At 69.5% G+C, this 14,073-nt stretch carries 19 protein-coding genes; 4 read left to right on the forward strand and 15 right to left on the reverse strand.

Annotated features, from left to right (window positions below; all coding sequences use genetic code 11):
• Positions 1-238: 238 nt before the first annotated feature.
• From AC07EQ_RS29895 to AC07EQ_RS29965, 15 genes are all read right to left on the reverse strand, one after another.
• Positions 239-835 (reverse strand): TlpA family protein disulfide reductase, encoded by a 597-nt coding sequence (locus AC07EQ_RS29895; RefSeq protein ID WP_478391207.1) that lies wholly within the window; start codon positions 833-835, stop codon positions 239-241.
• A complete protein-coding gene (locus AC07EQ_RS29900) occupies positions 832-1,467 on the reverse strand; it encodes a histidine phosphatase family protein (protein ID WP_478391208.1) in 636 nt (211 codons plus the stop codon). The genes AC07EQ_RS29895 and AC07EQ_RS29900 overlap by 4 nt, the downstream gene beginning before the upstream one ends.
• Entirely contained in the window at positions 1,464-2,813 is a 1,350-nt protein-coding gene (gene hemL / locus AC07EQ_RS29905; protein ID WP_478391209.1) for a glutamate-1-semialdehyde 2,1-aminomutase, read from the reverse strand. Before hemL ends, AC07EQ_RS29900 begins: the two co-directional genes overlap by 4 nt.
• A 34-nt stretch (positions 2,814-2,847) precedes the next feature.
• Entirely contained in the window at positions 2,848-3,210 is a 363-nt protein-coding gene (locus AC07EQ_RS29910; RefSeq protein WP_478391210.1) for a hypothetical protein, read from the reverse strand.
• A gap of 75 nt (positions 3,211-3,285) precedes the next feature.
• Positions 3,286-3,720 carry a hypothetical protein gene (locus AC07EQ_RS29915; RefSeq protein WP_478391211.1) on the reverse strand — a complete coding sequence of 145 codons (435 nt, stop codon included), beginning with the start codon at positions 3,718-3,720 and terminating at the stop codon, positions 3,286-3,288.
• Positions 3,713-4,132, reverse strand: coding sequence for a hypothetical protein (locus tag AC07EQ_RS29920; protein WP_478391212.1), 420 nt, complete (start codon positions 4,130-4,132; stop codon positions 3,713-3,715). The genes AC07EQ_RS29915 and AC07EQ_RS29920 overlap by 8 nt, the downstream gene beginning before the upstream one ends.
• The gene (locus tag AC07EQ_RS29925) at positions 4,132-4,803 is read right to left on the reverse strand and encodes a hypothetical protein (protein WP_478391213.1); all 672 of its coding nucleotides are present in this window, start codon (positions 4,801-4,803) and stop codon (positions 4,132-4,134) included. The genes AC07EQ_RS29920 and AC07EQ_RS29925 overlap by 1 nt, the downstream gene beginning before the upstream one ends.
• A gap of 52 nt (positions 4,804-4,855) precedes the next feature.
• Positions 4,856-5,461, reverse strand: a complete 606-nt coding sequence (locus AC07EQ_RS29930; protein ID WP_478391214.1) for a hypothetical protein — start codon at positions 5,459-5,461, stop codon at positions 4,856-4,858.
• A 111-nt stretch (positions 5,462-5,572) separates the two neighbouring features.
• Positions 5,573-6,130 (reverse strand): hypothetical protein, encoded by a 558-nt coding sequence (locus AC07EQ_RS29935; protein ID WP_478391215.1) that lies wholly within the window; start codon positions 6,128-6,130, stop codon positions 5,573-5,575.
• A 47-nt stretch (positions 6,131-6,177) separates the two neighbouring features.
• Complete coding sequence (locus AC07EQ_RS29940) at positions 6,178-6,693, reverse strand: hypothetical protein (RefSeq protein ID WP_478391216.1); 516 nt, start codon at positions 6,691-6,693, stop codon at positions 6,178-6,180.
• Between the two features lie 40 nt (positions 6,694-6,733).
• Positions 6,734-7,324 carry a hypothetical protein gene (locus AC07EQ_RS29945; RefSeq protein ID WP_478391217.1) on the reverse strand — a complete coding sequence of 197 codons (591 nt, stop codon included), beginning with the start codon at positions 7,322-7,324 and terminating at the stop codon, positions 6,734-6,736.
• On the reverse strand, positions 7,321-8,304 hold the full coding sequence (gene hemB / locus AC07EQ_RS29950) for a porphobilinogen synthase (protein ID WP_478391218.1): 984 nt from the start codon (positions 8,302-8,304) through the stop codon (positions 7,321-7,323). Before hemB ends, AC07EQ_RS29945 begins: the two co-directional genes overlap by 4 nt.
• A gap of 94 nt (positions 8,305-8,398) precedes the next feature.
• Complete coding sequence (locus AC07EQ_RS29955; RefSeq protein ID WP_478391219.1) at positions 8,399-8,674, reverse strand: DUF397 domain-containing protein; 276 nt, start codon at positions 8,672-8,674, stop codon at positions 8,399-8,401.
• Positions 8,675-8,693: 19 nt separating this feature from the next.
• Positions 8,694-8,906: a DUF397 domain-containing protein gene (locus tag AC07EQ_RS29960; protein WP_478391302.1), complete on the reverse strand. Its 213-nt coding sequence runs from the start codon at positions 8,904-8,906 to the stop codon at positions 8,694-8,696.
• A gap of 5 nt (positions 8,907-8,911) precedes the next feature.
• Positions 8,912-9,757, reverse strand: a complete 846-nt coding sequence (locus AC07EQ_RS29965) for a helix-turn-helix domain-containing protein (RefSeq protein ID WP_478391220.1) — start codon at positions 9,755-9,757, stop codon at positions 8,912-8,914.
• Positions 9,758-9,968: 211 nt separating this feature from the next.
• Here AC07EQ_RS29965 and AC07EQ_RS29970 point away from each other — a divergent pair, with 211 nt between their 5' ends.
• The 4 genes from AC07EQ_RS29970 to AC07EQ_RS29985 all read left to right on the forward strand — a co-directional run bounded on the left by AC07EQ_RS29970 (position 9,969) and on the right by AC07EQ_RS29985 (position 13,989).
• Complete coding sequence (locus AC07EQ_RS29970; RefSeq protein WP_478391221.1) at positions 9,969-10,337, forward strand: hypothetical protein; 369 nt, start codon at positions 9,969-9,971, stop codon at positions 10,335-10,337.
• 24 nt (positions 10,338-10,361) lie between these two features.
• Positions 10,362-10,661, forward strand: coding sequence for a hypothetical protein (locus AC07EQ_RS29975; protein WP_478391222.1), 300 nt, complete (start codon positions 10,362-10,364; stop codon positions 10,659-10,661).
• Between the two features lie 179 nt (positions 10,662-10,840).
• Entirely contained in the window at positions 10,841-12,505 is a 1,665-nt protein-coding gene (locus AC07EQ_RS29980) for a hypothetical protein (protein ID WP_478391223.1), read from the forward strand.
• 779 nt (positions 12,506-13,284) lie between these two features.
• Positions 13,285-13,989, forward strand: coding sequence for a S1 family peptidase (locus AC07EQ_RS29985; RefSeq protein ID WP_478391303.1), 705 nt, complete (start codon positions 13,285-13,287; stop codon positions 13,987-13,989).
• Positions 13,990-14,073: the final 84 nt, after the last annotated feature.

Here is a 14,073-nt window from a genome sequence, read left to right on the forward strand (position 1 = left end):
GATCTACCACCGGGCTCGGTGAACCGGCCCACATCTTTCCTGGTGAACGCATTGCGCAGGCACGAAGCGGGCTCACCAGGGCCTAAAGTCCCGCGTTTTCAGGACCACCACCAGCCCCTTCCGAACCACCGTGAGGCGAGCATCACCACCAGGCCCCGGCATGTGCTCCAGCGCTCGGCCCGCCGTTTTCGCGCGAAAACGGCGCCCACACCGCCGGCATCCCCGAACGGAACGCGGCTCAGCGCGGTTCGGCGGCGACCTTCTGCACCTCGGGGAGCAGTTCGCTCTCCAGCATCTCGGTCAGGAAGACCGCCGCGACCCGGTGCTGCCGGTCGAGCACGATCGTGGCCGGCACGGTGCTGCGCGGGAACTGCCGCAGCGCCAGCAGCGTGCGGCCCGCCGGATCGAAGATCGACGGGTAGGTCAGGCCCCGGTCGCGGTGGAAGTCCGCGGCGGCCGACTGGCTGTCCCGCACGTTGATGCCGAGCACCTGGACGCCCTGGGCGGCGGTCTTGTCCTGCACCGCCTGCAGGTCGTCGGCCTCCGACCGGCACGGCCCGCACCACGAGCCCCAGATGTTCAGGACCACGACCTGGTCCTTGAAGTCGTCCAGCCCGATCTGCTTGCCCTGCTCCAGGAGGCTGTCACCGGACATCCCGCTGACCCGGCCGCGCTGCTCCGGCGGGTAGAAGATGCGGGTCTGCCCACCGGGCGAGACGAAGGTGAACTCACCGCCGCCGCCCTGCGACACCGCGTCGTCGCCCTGGGTCGCACAGCCCGCGACCAGCGCTACCGCCGCCGCGACCAGCCCGAACCGCACCACCAGTCGTTTCATGCCCCTGTCACCTTCGGATCGGTCTCCCCGGCCGGTTCGACGTAGGCGATCCGCACCAGTTCCTCGCCGCGGAACACCAGGCTGGTCAGCGACGCCAGCGAGCACTGCCGCCGCCGCGGGTCGTGCCACATCGGCTTGCCCTCGAGGAACCGGCGCAGCGTCCAGATCGGCAGCTGGTGCGAAACGCACACCGCCTCGTGGCCGTTCGCCGCCGACCGGGCCCGGTGCGCTGCGCCCAGCATGCGGTGCGCGATCTCGAGGTACGGCTCGCCCCACGACGGCCGCAGCGGGTTCCAGAGCTTCGGCCAGTGCTTCGGCGACCGCAGCGCACCGTCGCCGACCGAGACCTTCAGGCCTTCGAAGCGGTTGTCGGCTTCGATGAGCCGGGCGTCGGTCGCCACATCGAGCTGGAACGTCGCGCCGATCGGCATGGCCGTCTGCTGCGCGCGCTGCAACGGCGAAGCGACGACGTGGGCGACGTCGCGCCCGGCCAGGAACTCCGCGACGACCTTCGCCTGCTGCTCTCCCCGGTCCGACAGCCGGTATCCCGGCAGCCGCCCGTAGAGCACGCCCTCAGGGTTGTGCACCTCGCCGTGGCGCAGGAAGTGCACCACCGTCTTCTCGCCGGTCATGCGCCCGCTCCCGGGGCGGTGGCCGCGGCTGCGGCGCGGGCCGCGTGCGGCAGCGCTTCGGCGATCGCTTCGAATGCCGCTTCATCCATCGCCGCGTTGACGAACCAGGATTCGAACGCGCTCGGCGGCGCGTAAACGCCGCGCCTGAGCAGTTCGTGGAAGAACGGCGGGAACCGCCAGACCTGCTGGGCCTGCGCCTGCTCGTAGTTGTGCACCGGCGTCTCGCTGAAGAAGACGCTGACCATGTTCGCCGCGAAGGCGACCTGGTGCGGCACACCCTCGGCGGTCAGCGCGGCGCCGAACAGGTCGCCGAGCCGCTTGCTGTTGCGGTCCAGCGCCGCGTAGACCTCGGCGTCGGCGACGCGCAGGTTGGCCAGCCCGGCGGCGACGGCGACGGGGTTCCCGGACAGCGTGCCCGCCTGGTAGACCGGCCCGGACGGGGCGAGGCGGGCCATGATCTCGGCGCGACCGCCGAAGGCGGCCGCGGGCAGCCCGCCGGACATCACCTTGCCGAACGTGTAGAGATCGCCGGCGACGCCGTCGACGCCGAACCAGCCGGCCGCGGAGACCCGGAAACCGGTCATGACCTCGTCCATGATCAGCAGCGCCCCGGCGGCGCTGGTGATCTCCCGCAGCCCGGCGTTGAAACCGGGCAGCGGCGCGACCGCGCCCATGTTGCCCGCCGCGGCCTCGGTGATCACGCAAGCGATCTCGTCGCCCTGCTCGGCGAAGACCTGCCGCACGGCGTCGAGGTCGTTGTAGGGCAGCACGATGGTGTCCGCCGCCTGCGCACCGGTGACGCCCGGCGAGGTCGGCAGCCCCAGCGTGGCGACCCCGGAGCCGGCGCTGGCCAGCAACGCGTCGACGTGACCGTGGTAGCAGCCGGCGAACTTGACGATCTTCTGGCGGCCGGTGAACCCGCGGGCCAGCCGCACGGCGCTCATCGTCGCCTCGGTGCCCGAGTTGACCAGCCGGACCTGCTCGACCGGCTCCACGCGGTCGATGATCTCCTGCGCGAGGTCGATCTCACCGGCGCCCGGGGTGCCGAAGGAAAGGCCGTGCGAAGCGGCTTCCTGCACCGCCCGGACCACGTCGGGATGCGCGTGACCGTTGATCATCGGGCCCCAGGAGGACACCAGGTCCACGTACCGGTTGCCGTCGGCGTCCCACAGGTAGGCGCCTTCGCCGCGGACCATGAAGCGGGGCGTGCCGCCGACCGAGTGGAACGCCCGGACCGGCGAGTTGACGCCGCCCGGGGTCACCGCGAGGGCGCGCTCGAACAGCTGCCGCGACCGCGGAGCCGGATCGTCGTTCGAATTCGATGCGGGGTTCGCAGAAGCTGTCACGTCACCAGTCTGACAGGCGCGGCGAAGTGACCGGTCACACCCCGTTCGACTCCCGGCGACGGGCCCGCAACGCCAGCGCCAGCTGGCGGATCGCGTCGACCAGCAGCAGCCCGGCCAGGGTCGCGGCGCCGACCGCGGCGGCCAGCCAGCTCCCGATCGACCTGGTGACGACGTCGACGGCGCCCTCCGGCCCCGGCAGGTAGATCGTCACCGTCCCCTGCAGCCACGACCACCAGGCTGCGAGCGCCAGCCCCACCGCCACGACCAGCTCGGTCCCGGCCACGGCGGCCCGCCAGGGCTGGTTCAGCCCGGCCGAGCCGGTCGGCGCATCGGCGTGCTCGACGTCGTCGTCGCTGAGTCGCGGCCCGGAGGCGGGCCACGGTTCCGGAGTCGTCACGCGAAGAAGCGTCTCATGACCGACCGTGCACACCGCACACCAGCGGCCCACCGGCCGGACCGGCGACGTGCGTGGTCATTCCTCCACGAGCCGGGCGAGCGCCGACGACAGTGCTTCGGGGTTCTTCGCCCAGGCCAGGACCACCTCGTCGGGTTCGAGCCGGAGCGGGACCTCGCCGGTTCCCTTCGGGACCGTCCAGCTCCCGCCGAGCACCCGCGCCCCCACCGGCGCGCCCACGTCGGTGACCGCCGCGATGCGGCCGACCTCGACTTCTTCCCGTCCCAGCACCAACTGCGCGGGCGTCAGCCGCACCGAGACGAGCCGGCGGCGGCCGTACACCCAGATCGCGGCGGCCACCGCGAGCCCGCCGCCGGCCAGCCCCCAGAGCGGCGCGTTCACCGGGCCCGGCGTCAACGCTTCGACACCGAGTCCGAGCAGCGCGAACGCCGGCCCCCACAGCACCGGCCACCAGCTGCTGCCGCGCTCCGAGTACAGCACCGGTTCAGTCATGCTCACCCGTCAGCCAGTCCGTGCTCGGGCGCCGCCACATGAGCACCGCGGCGGCCGCACCGAGGATCAGCACGATCACGTTCACGCTGAACACCGCACCGGTGCCCAACAGCATCAGCAGGTGCACGACCGCGAACCCCGACAGCACGCCGCGAGCCCACCCGCGCCGCCGGAACATCAACGCCCCCAGTACCAGGTAGGCCGCCACCAGCACCGCCGCGATTCCGGTGTTCACCAGGAGCAGCTGCTGCGCGCGGTCGGCCGCGTCCGCGGGCGTGGCCTGGTCCTGCGTGATCAACCGCCCCGCCAGGTCGCCGCGCCCGACCCACATCAGCGCCGACTGCAACGCCAGGACGAGCGCCACCACCCACCACAGGACGATGGCTAGGCGCAGTGGTCGCGGCGAATCCATCAGAACCGGCTCGCCGCCTTGAAGTACCAGTTCGACGGCTTCAGGTAGACCAGCGCGGTGAACACGAGCATCCCCACCAGGCCGAGCCCGGTCTGACTGTAGGACAACGCGAAGAACGAGCCGGGCAGCTGACGCTGGTCCAGGTCGCCGGTCATCGTCATGCTGCCGCCCTGGATCAGGCTGATGACGCCGACGAGCATCCAGATGCCGGCGAGGACCGTGAGCGTGATCCGCGCCCAGTTCTTCCCGGCCCGCATCTTGAAGCCGAAGAGGATCCACAGCCCGGTCAGGATCAGGTAGATGATCGTGAGGACCACGAAGAAGAACAGCAGGAAGCCGTTGGCGATGGACGCGAGCTGCTGGTCGATGTCCGAGTCACCGGTGGTGCCGGCGATGGAGTCGTTCACGAAGCCCTGCAGCATCAGGTAGCTCAGCACGGAGAGGACCGTGGCGACCAGCGGCACGACGACCGCGATCCAGAACGCGATCTCGACGGTGATCGGCCGCTGGAACGCCGCCAGCTCCTGCGCCGGCACCGGCGGAGCCGCGAACGGATTCGACTGCGGGTACTGCGAAAACCCGCCCTGCGGGTACTGCTGCGGAAAACCGCCGGAGGGAGTCCCGCCGTGCGGGTACCCACCTTGTTGCCAAGGATTTTGCGGTGGAGTCACGCGGCAAACAGTATGAACAGGGCAGACCTGCTGTCCACTTGGTTGGTCAAACTCACCTGACCGCCATCAGCTTGATGTAGTCGTTCGACGGTTTCAGGAACACCAGGAGCGTGAACAGCACCGGCGTGACGAACGCCAGGAACATCTGGAACATGCCGATGATCGCGACGGCCGAGATCATCGGCAGCCCGTAATCGGTGAGGGTGTACGTGAAATTGATGATCGAGTAGAGGTCGTAGAGCAGCCAGAGCGCGGCGAGCACCACCAGCGCGATCCGCGCCCAACCGCGCCCGCGGCGCAGCTGCATCGAGAACACGATCCAGAGGGCGGCGCACATCACCGCGGCGAGGGTGAAGCCGCCCTCGAAGAGCATGAAGGACCAGGAGCTCCACGCGTACTTGCCGAACTCGACGAGCAAGACCACCAAGGTCAAGACGCTCAGCACCGCGGCCAGCGGGGGCACCACGAGGCCGAGGATGCTCGCGAAGTTCAAGGTGCCGGGCGCGGGCGGCTTCGCTCCGAGCGGCGGCTGCTGCGGGTGCCCGAACCGGGCCTGCTGCGGGTGCCCGAATTGGGTCTGCTGCGGATAGCCCGGCTGCGGCTGGAACTGCTGCGGGTTGGGCCCCTGCGGCGGCCAAGGGTTCTGCGGCGACGTCACCCGCCGACCGTAATGCAGGCGATCAGCCGGGCGGGCCGACTTCACGGACATCCGGGCACCGGACGACCACGCCCACGAGCAGGGCGGGGCCGTCCACGTCGCCCGCCGGACTCACCTGCCCTGCACGGCCTTGAAGTAGTCGTTCGACGGCTTCAGGAAGACCAGCACGACGAACAGCACCGTCGTCACGATCACGAGGAACATCTGGACCAGGCCGATGATCACGGTCGGCTGGCTGATGGCCTCCCCGAAGTCGCCGCCGACCGCCAGGAAGAACGAGACGATCGAGTAGAGGTCGTAGAGCAGCCAGAGCACGGCCAGGACCACCAGCGCGATCCGCGCCCAACCGCGCCCGCGGCGCATCACCAGTGAGAAGACGATCCAGAGGATGGCGCACACCACCGCGGCGACGGTGAAGAAGGCGTTGACCGCCAGGACCGACCAGGCGCTCTCCAGGTAGTCGCTGAGCATGACGAGCAGGACCACGAAGCTGATGACGCTCAGCACTGCGGACAGCGGCGGCACCACCAGGCCGAGGATGCTCGCGAAGTTCACGGTGCCGGGCAGGCGCGGCTTCCCGCCGGCCAGCGGATGACCCATCGGCGCCTGCGGATATCCTGCGGGCTGCGGGTTCGGGTTCTGCTGCCAGGGGTTCTGGGGCGACGTCACCCGAAAACACTAATACAGCGGACCATCCCGACGTATCGGAAACGTGCTCACCGGTGCCGGCCGTGCTGGAAGTACTGGTTCGACGGCGCGAGGTACGCGAAGACGATGGTCGCCGCCACGGCCAGCAGCTGCAGCAGGGACAGCAGCGAAGCCGCGATGCCGCCGCCGGCCACCGACGGGATCGTGAGCAGGATCCACACCGCGCCGATCACCGTGATGACGATCCGGGCCCAGTTCCGCCCGCGACGCATGAAGAACAGGAACATGATCCACAGCGCCGCGATGGCCACCACGATCACGACCACCATCACCAGCACCGCGTTGTAGATGCTGCGCGCCTGGTCCATCGTGATCGGCTGGCCCTGCGCGGCGGTCTCCTCCAGCACCGCCTGCAGTTCGGCGTCGGACACCAGCAGGAACGACGCCGCCAGCATCGCGAAGCCCACCACCACGCTGGCGATCCCCGACCAGAAGGCGTAATCGATCGTGGTCGGCCGCCACGGCCCGGACAGCTCGTGGCCGGGCACCTGCGGGTCGCGCTCTGGTTCCTGCGGCGGTGTCACCTACCCCACGTTAGGAACCGAAGAGCCTGCCGTCCAGGCATTATGACCAACCGTTACCCGGCCGCCCCGTTGCGTTACCGATGCGGCGGTTGCGCATCGCGTGGAAGTACCGGTTCGCCTCCGGGCGGTACATGAACACGATCGCGGCGATCTGGACGAGCATCACGACCAGCGAGAACGCGACGTCCGCGCCGGTGATCCCGACGCCGGTGAGCTCGCGGATCAGCGCCCCGCCGACCAGCGAGACGGTGAGCACCGTGATCAGCGCGTTGAAGACCCCGAAGCCGCCGAAGACGGTGAGCACGACGCGCGCCCAGTTGCGGCCTTCCAGCATCCGCCGGGACAGCATCAGGTACACCAGCAGGATCAGCGCCTTGAGCAGGAACGTGAACATGATCCCGCTGTTGGCCGCGGCCTCCAGGTCCTGCGTGGTCATGCTCGGCTGGATGTGGCGAAGTTCGGCGATCAGCTTGGGCCGGTCGAGGAGCTGGACGAACGCCTGCACGACGCCGAGCAGCACCGATCCGATCCACAGCCACTTCGCCGTCCGCAGCGCCTGCGGCGCCGAGGGCGGCTCCGGCTCGGGTACCGGTCGGCCGAATGCGTCCACCCGCTGCCCCAGGTCCGTCATGCCCGTGCGTCCCGCAGCCAGCGCGCGGCTTCGGCCGCCCAGTAGGTCAGCACGATGTCGGCGCCGGCCCGCCGGATCGAGGTCAGGGTTTCCAGCACGGTGCGCTGCCGGTCCAGCCAGCCGTTGGCGACCGCGGCCTCGATCATCGAGTACTCGCCGGACACCTGGTAGGCGGCCACCGGCACGTCGGCCACGCCGGCGATGTCGCGCAGCACGTCCAGGTAGGACATCGCGGGCTTGACCATCACCATGTCGGCGCCCTCGGCGAGGTCCAGGTCGGCTTCGCGCAGCGCCTCGCGGCCGTTGGCCGGGTCCTGCTGGTAGGTCTTGCGGTCGCCCTGGAGCTGCGAGTCCACCGCTTCGCGGAACGGGCCGAAGAAGGCGGAGGCGTACTTCGCCGAGTAGGCCAGGATCGAGGTGTCGCCGAAGCCGGTCGCGTCGAGCGAGTCGCGGATCACGCCGACCTGGCCGTCCATCATTCCGCTCGGGCCCACCACATGGGCCCCGGACTGGGCCTGGACCACGGCCATCTCGCCGTAGATCTGCAGCGTGCGGTCGTTGTCGACGTTGCCGTCCTCGTCCAGGACGCCGCAGTGCCCGTGGTCGGTGAACTCGTCCAGGCACAGGTCGGCCATCAGCACGGTGTCGTCGCCGAGCTCGGAGTGCAGGTCGCGCAGCGCGACGTTGAGGATGCCGTCCGGGTCGACCGCGCCGGAGCCCTCTGCGTCGTGCGTGGTCGGCACGCCGAAGAGCATCAGCCCGCCGACACCTGCATTGACGGCGTCGACCGCGGCTTTGCGCAGCGAGTCACGGCTGTGCTGCACGACGCCGGGCATCGACGCGATCGGCACCGGTTCGGTCGCGCCCTCGCGAACGAACATCGGAAGCACCAGGTGGCGGGGCTCCACGGAGGTCTCGGAAACCAGTCGGCGCAGCGCGGGGTTGCGACGCAGCCGGCGCGGACGGTGCGAGGGGTACATGACAGCGGCTCCCCAAACAGGCTCGGCGGGGTGACACCACGAGCCTAGCGATCCGGCAGAACGGACGCCCCGAGGGCTCAGCCTGGCCCGGAGGTCAGCCCCGGAACCGCCCAGCCTTGATGCCGTCGAGGAACGCGCCGAACGTCCCGGCAGCGAAGATCAGCGCCGGACCATCGGGGTCTTTGGAGTCCCGAACCGCGGTGGCGTCCGACAGGCACGCGACCTCAACGCAGTTGGCAGACCCGCCGCTACTGCGACTGCTCTTGAGCCAAGTGGGGGCCAAACACGCGATTTCGACACAGTTGTTGGCACCGTTCTGACTACGAGTGCTCCTCTGCCACGTGACGGTGAGTTCAGACGCTCGGATCATCTTCCCTCCTCATCGAACCTCAGAGATCGAAGTGACCGGCCTTGAGAGCGTTGAGGAACACCGACCACTGCGGCTGGGCGACCACTAAGGCGGGGCCAACCGGATCCTTCGAGTCACGCACCCCCGTTCCAGAGCCCAGCAGCGGTGCGATCTCGACGCAGTTGGCGGCACCGTTGTTGCTGCGCGACGACTTGCGCCACGGCCCGGTGACCTGAAGTTCCGGCGCGAGCATCACTGTCACTCTCCTCCTTCTTCGATAAGCCGGTCGAGGAAAGTCAACGTTTCTCGCTCGGCAATCGATGTTCTATGAGCTTGATCGAACGCAATCGCGTACTTCTCGGTGTGCTGCTGGCGGTCGTACCACTGCCCGTCGATGAACGTCTCGGCGTAGGCGAATGTCACAACGGGGTCGCCCACGTACAGCAGGGAGAACGAGTTCCCGAGAGCCGTGTGCGCGCCAGAGCTGAACGGCAAGACCCGCAGCGAGACGTGCGGCAGCTCCGCGAAGGCCCTCAAGAACTTGAGCTGCTCCAGCAGCACGTTCCGGCCACCAACCTCGCGGCGAACGGCACCTTCGCCAAGGATGAGCCTGACGCGAGGCGCATCCGGCCCGACGAGGTGCTCTTGTCGCGCCATTCGACGCTCCACCGCGTCCTCAACCCCGCGCTCCGGCTGCAAGATCCCCTGGGACAGCAGCGCTCGCGCGTACTCCCTGGTCTGCACAAAGCCCGGCAGCAGCTCTTCGTGGAAGACCTTCAGCTCTTGCGCTGCGACTTCCACCGCGACATAGGTTTGCGCCCACTCGGCGACCGGCGGAGTGGCGGTGTCGCGCTTCCTGGCTTCCCTGGCCAAGTCCTGGATGTACCGCTGCTCCGCCTCCGAAAGCTCGTAGAGCTCAAGCAGCCGGTCCACCTCGGTAGCGACGAGCTTCCGTTGGCCCGTTTCCACGAGGTTGACCTTCCTGGAATACCAACCGAGCTTGTCGGCCACGGTGTTGGCGTCCAGCCCGACACGCTCCCGATACGTGCGCAAGGACTGCCCCAACACCAGCCGATACGCAAGCGGCGGCGGCGAACTTCCCATGACCCAATCCTCTCGGCTCCCAGATAGCGGGGGAAGACCTCCTGCGCCAACAAAGCACGCAGCTAGATCACTCCATCGATCGACTTCAAACTGTGCCGTCGCAGTTGTACCGTTTCACTTTGTCGATCAGTGACGGTCCGTGGCCACAACAGCACTCATCGACACAGATTGTCACTGCCCACTTCTTGCAGGACACAGGGAGGAGAAGCGGATGGCTGAGGAACCCGAAGCGTGGTTGCGGCCGCACTTGGGGGCCGTCGAGGCGAGCGTTCGGGCCGGGTTTCGGTTCTCTTACCTGCCGACGCTCGACGGTGTCCTTGCGGTGCAAGGGGTTCGAGTGCTGGGCGGCGCTATGGACATGTACTTGGCTCGGTCGGCGTTCGACGCCTTGGCGGCTCGGGTCCGGGTCGACGACCTGGAGTTCCACGCCTCGCCTCCGCCGCTGTGGCACGCCCGGGGCGCGGTCGCCGACGTCGTGATGGAACTGCTCGGCCTGCCTCCGCACGGCTCGCCCGGAGCACCAGCGCTCGCCCTCTGCTGCCCGAGCGAGCTGTGGATTCCCGGCGACTCCGTGAACTGACCCGATCACCGAAAGGGAATGCCGATGACTTCGCTGTTCGTCCTCACCGCTTGCCTCGGCGCCGCAGCCACCGCGCTGACCATCTCCGGATGGGTGTGGCGCGCCTTCGCCGTCTACGGCCAGCACGCCGGAGGCGGCGAAGGTGCGCTGACGGTGTGGCAGCTGATCGCGCACGTCGAGGCGGAGCGACAACACCGCGAGCACAGCGGCAGGCATCGGCTCCGGGAACCCGAGCCCGAGCCGCAGTCGCCCGAAGTCGACGCACCGGCGATGCCGCCGCTCGACCTGCAACAACGCGTCCTGGACTCCCTCTACCGCATCTGATCGAGCCTCGGGCCGGACAGTTGACGACCCCGACGTCCCCCGGCCCTCGCGGGCCGGTCGGCGCGTTTCCCTCCCCACGCGCCGACCGGCCACCCCAATCCCCGTCAAAACCCGGTTGCTCGCGCCTGGTGATTGCTAGCTTCCACACATCTGTTCGACCAGCTGCACAGGAGCAGGACTTGACCGCTCGGCCGTCTCGCCTGGTCGCGATACTCGCGGCTCCCGGCGACATCTCCTTCCACGACGCGACGGATCTGCGGCTGCTCGCCGCGATGACCGAGGAAGACAGCGCCGAACTGCGGGCGGTCGCCCGGTCCGGCACGGACTGGGACCGGACGTTCGCCGCCGTGGCCCTCGCTCGCCTTCGGGACGAGGCCGCCGGCGATCTGCTCGCCGGCCTGGTGGCCGACCCCGCTTGCTGGGATGACACCGCGGTCGCCCTCCGGATCGGCGCGGACGAGTCCGGGTCGGCGGCGCTCGCCGAGCACGAAGCTCTGCTCACTCCGTGGCTGCTGGAAATGCTCGGCTCCGACGACGAGGCGCTGCACCGAAGCGCTGCTGCGACGCTCGGGATCCTCCGCATCGCAGCAGCCGGGCCGCGGCTGCTGCGGCTGGCGGAGTCGGCGATCGACGAACTGCCGAGCAACGAGGAACGCACTTCGACCGCTTGGGTCCTCCTGAACGCCGCCGCCGAAACCTGGCCCGGCCGCGAGGTGGCCGACCAGGTGCGCCGGTGGCTTGACCTGCCGATCGACCACGCGCAGTGGCCTGCGGATGCGCTGACGACGATAGCCGCGAGAGCGGAGCCGGGGGCTTACGAATGGGCTCTGGAACGGTGCGCGGACCGGCTCATGAACGGGTACACCCGGTACACAGTGGACGCTTTGACCAGCCGCGGCCGGGAAAGCCTGCCGCTGCTGGAGAAAGTAGCGCTGGAATCACCGCACCAGGAAGCGGCTGCCATGGCCCTGCAGTCCATCGCGGTGCTGGACCCCGCTCTCGCCGAACGCCACGCCCGGGAGCAGTGGCAGCGGTTCCCCGAAGGCGCGATCGAGGTGCTCAGCGAGCGCTACCGCGGAACGGCCGATCCCGAAGTCGCCGAACTGGTGGTGCGGATCGTCAGGAAGGCCGCGCGGCGATCCCCGTGGGAGTTCTGCGATGCGCTGGTCCGGATCGGCGGGCCCATCGCGATGGCGGCCGCCACCCGGGCCGTCGAGAAGCTCGCCGAACGCGACCAGCACGACGAGGATCTGCCCCGCCTCCGGAGCCTGGTCACGAACGCCGCGCCGGCCCGCGACCTCGCGGCGGAGCTGACCGGCCTCGGCCTGGTGCCGGAGTGGGCGGCGGAGGCCGCCGACGAGCTGGCCCCCGGTCCGGTGTCCCCGTACGACGTGCTGCTGGCGGTGTTCGAGCGGGCGGGCCGTTCGGTCGAATTCGAGGTGGATTCCGGGTTCTACCCGCCGGGCTACGCCGACCTCCTGGCCGAGTTCGTCGACGCCTCCGGCGGCGCCGTCGAGGTCTCGGACGTCGAGCTGGTCGTCCTCGATGCCGACGGCGACACCGCCGAGATCGACGACATCGAGGAAGAGGAGATCGAGGGGTTCCGCTTCTCCTTCACCCACCGCGGTTCGTCGCACTCCTGGGAGACCGAGGACAACGGCGACTACCTCGACATCGAGGTGACCGCCGGGATGGCCCACGCCCTGCGCCCGGCCGGCCCGAGCGACCCGCGCCGGTTCGTCGAGGTCGGGAACGAATCGACCACCTACCTCTTCGCCGACCCTGAGAAGCTGACCGAGTTCTGCAAGCGCAACGGCATCGACGAGGTCTTCAGGGGCGAGTGAGTTCCTGCAGGCCGTCCGCGAGGCAGCCGCACCAGCAGATGAACTCGTGCGCGGTTCACGCCGCGCTGCCCTGCGGGGCGGTCGCGGGCACGCCGGTGTCGACGACGGTCACGCCCGCGCCGTTCGCGTGCTGCCACGCCCGGTCCGGGCGGAGCCTGGCCTGCGCCCACGGGATTTCAATTGTGTCCTCTGTGGACGATGTGCGGCAGCCCTGATTCGCCGTCAGGGTCTGGGGTGATCGGCGGCAGCTCGGGCGCGGCGAACGCAGCGGGTGCCGACACCGCCGTCCACTTGGCACGAGATCGAACGCTCCCGAAGCTGTGCGCTGCCGCGAGCATTCGGCAAGTCCAGGAAAGGAGACCCGGCCCCGGCAGGGAAACACCGCACCAACCAGAGCGCGGGTAACGACGCGCTCACGAGTTCGTGAGGGACCTCCCGGAAATTCACCAATCTGCTTGCCGTCCCGGCCGAAGTTGATGTTGGCTCCGCAATGGGACCAATGTGAACAAGAGCCCGCGCGGATCGGAAGCGGCGGGGCGCTGCTGTGGAGTCGGCGACGGGAAAGCGGCGAGGCCGCTTCCGCGCACCCCCGCGATCGGCACCGCCGCGGGGTTCGCGGCGCCCACCCCTCCGGGGCCGAGGCGGCCGCTGAGATCCCGCTGCGCAAGCCGATCTGCGCGCTCTCCAGGATTCGGAGGATTTCCGTGTTACGAGTACTGCGGCCCAAGGTGATCGCCGGGGTCGTCGCCGCTGCCGCCGCCGTCGGGGTGGGCGTGGCGATGTCCGTGCCCGCTGGTGCGGTGGCCAACGCCCGGGACGCCGCGGACGGCACCTTCCCGTTCGCCGTGAAGTTCCTGATGACCGACATCCCCAAGCCCGACGGCAGCAAGTACGACAGCGCCTGCTCGGGCGCGCTGATCGATCCGCAGTGGGTGATCACCGCCGGGCACTGCTTCCACGACGTCGACCGCAAGCCGGTCAGCGGCCCCACCCCGTACCCGACGACCGCGATCGTGGGGCGCACCGACGACGCCAACGAGGACGACGGCCACGAGGTGGAGGTGGTGGAGGTCCGGCAGTCGCCGGTGAACGACGTCGCGGTCGTCCGGCTCGCCGAGCCGATCGACGACGTGCGGCCCCTGGCCCTGCGATCGACGCCGCCCCGCCCCGGGGAAACCCTGGTGCTGGCCGGCTGGGGCCAGGAGTCCGCCGACGCGACCGAGCCCGCCACCCACCTGCAGGTCGGCAAGGTCCAGGTGCACGACGTGCAGGACGCCATCACGACCGTCACCGGCAGCTGGCCGAGCCCCGACACCAGCGCCTGCCCCACCGACTCCGGGGCGCCCTACTTCGAGAACCGCGGCCCCGGTGCGGACGTGCTGGTGTCGGTCGAGAGCGGCGGGCCGGACTGCCCGCACGCCCAGCCGGAGACCACGTCCAGAGTGGACGTCATCGCCGACTGGATCCAGGAGCAGATCGACTAGCGCCGCGCCCAGCAAGGCCCCGCCGGTGCGAGCGCAGGGGCGCCAATTTCGCGAACCCTGGCGCTGGTCAGTTTCCCGCGAAAT

It is taken from the genome of Saccharopolyspora sp. NPDC045839 (assembly GCF_056431645.1).

Bases quoted from the DNA above. Each gene is read 5' to 3' on its own strand.
- AC07EQ_RS29920 (WP_478391212.1), bottom strand. From the start codon at position 4,132: ATGGATTCGCCGCGACCACTGCGCCTAGCCATCGTCCTGTGGTGGGTG.
- AC07EQ_RS29955 (WP_478391219.1), bottom strand. From the start codon at position 8,674: ATGATCCGAGCGTCTGAACTCACCGTCACGTGGCAGAGGAGCACTCGT.
- AC07EQ_RS29945 (WP_478391217.1), bottom strand. From the start codon at position 7,324: ATGACGGACCTGGGGCAGCGGGTGGACGCATTCGGCCGACCGGTACCC.
- AC07EQ_RS29900 (WP_478391208.1), bottom strand. From the start codon at position 1,467: ATGACCGGCGAGAAGACGGTGGTGCACTTCCTGCGCCACGGCGAGGTG.
- AC07EQ_RS29960 (WP_478391302.1), bottom strand. From the start codon at position 8,906: ATGCTCGCGCCGGAACTTCAGGTCACCGGGCCGTGGCGCAAGTCGTCG.
- AC07EQ_RS29895 (WP_478391207.1), bottom strand. From the start codon at position 835: ATGAAACGACTGGTGGTGCGGTTCGGGCTGGTCGCGGCGGCGGTAGCG.
- AC07EQ_RS29965 (WP_478391220.1), bottom strand. From the start codon at position 9,757: ATGGGAAGTTCGCCGCCGCCGCTTGCGTATCGGCTGGTGTTGGGGCAG.
- hemB (WP_478391218.1), bottom strand. From the start codon at position 8,304: ATGTACCCCTCGCACCGTCCGCGCCGGCTGCGTCGCAACCCCGCGCTG.
- AC07EQ_RS29915 (WP_478391211.1), bottom strand. From the start codon at position 3,720: ATGACTGAACCGGTGCTGTACTCGGAGCGCGGCAGCAGCTGGTGGCCG.
- AC07EQ_RS29985 (WP_478391303.1), top strand. From the start codon at position 13,285: ATGTCCGTGCCCGCTGGTGCGGTGGCCAACGCCCGGGACGCCGCGGAC.
- AC07EQ_RS29975 (WP_478391222.1), top strand. From the start codon at position 10,362: ATGACTTCGCTGTTCGTCCTCACCGCTTGCCTCGGCGCCGCAGCCACC.
- AC07EQ_RS29970 (WP_478391221.1), top strand. From the start codon at position 9,969: ATGGCTGAGGAACCCGAAGCGTGGTTGCGGCCGCACTTGGGGGCCGTC.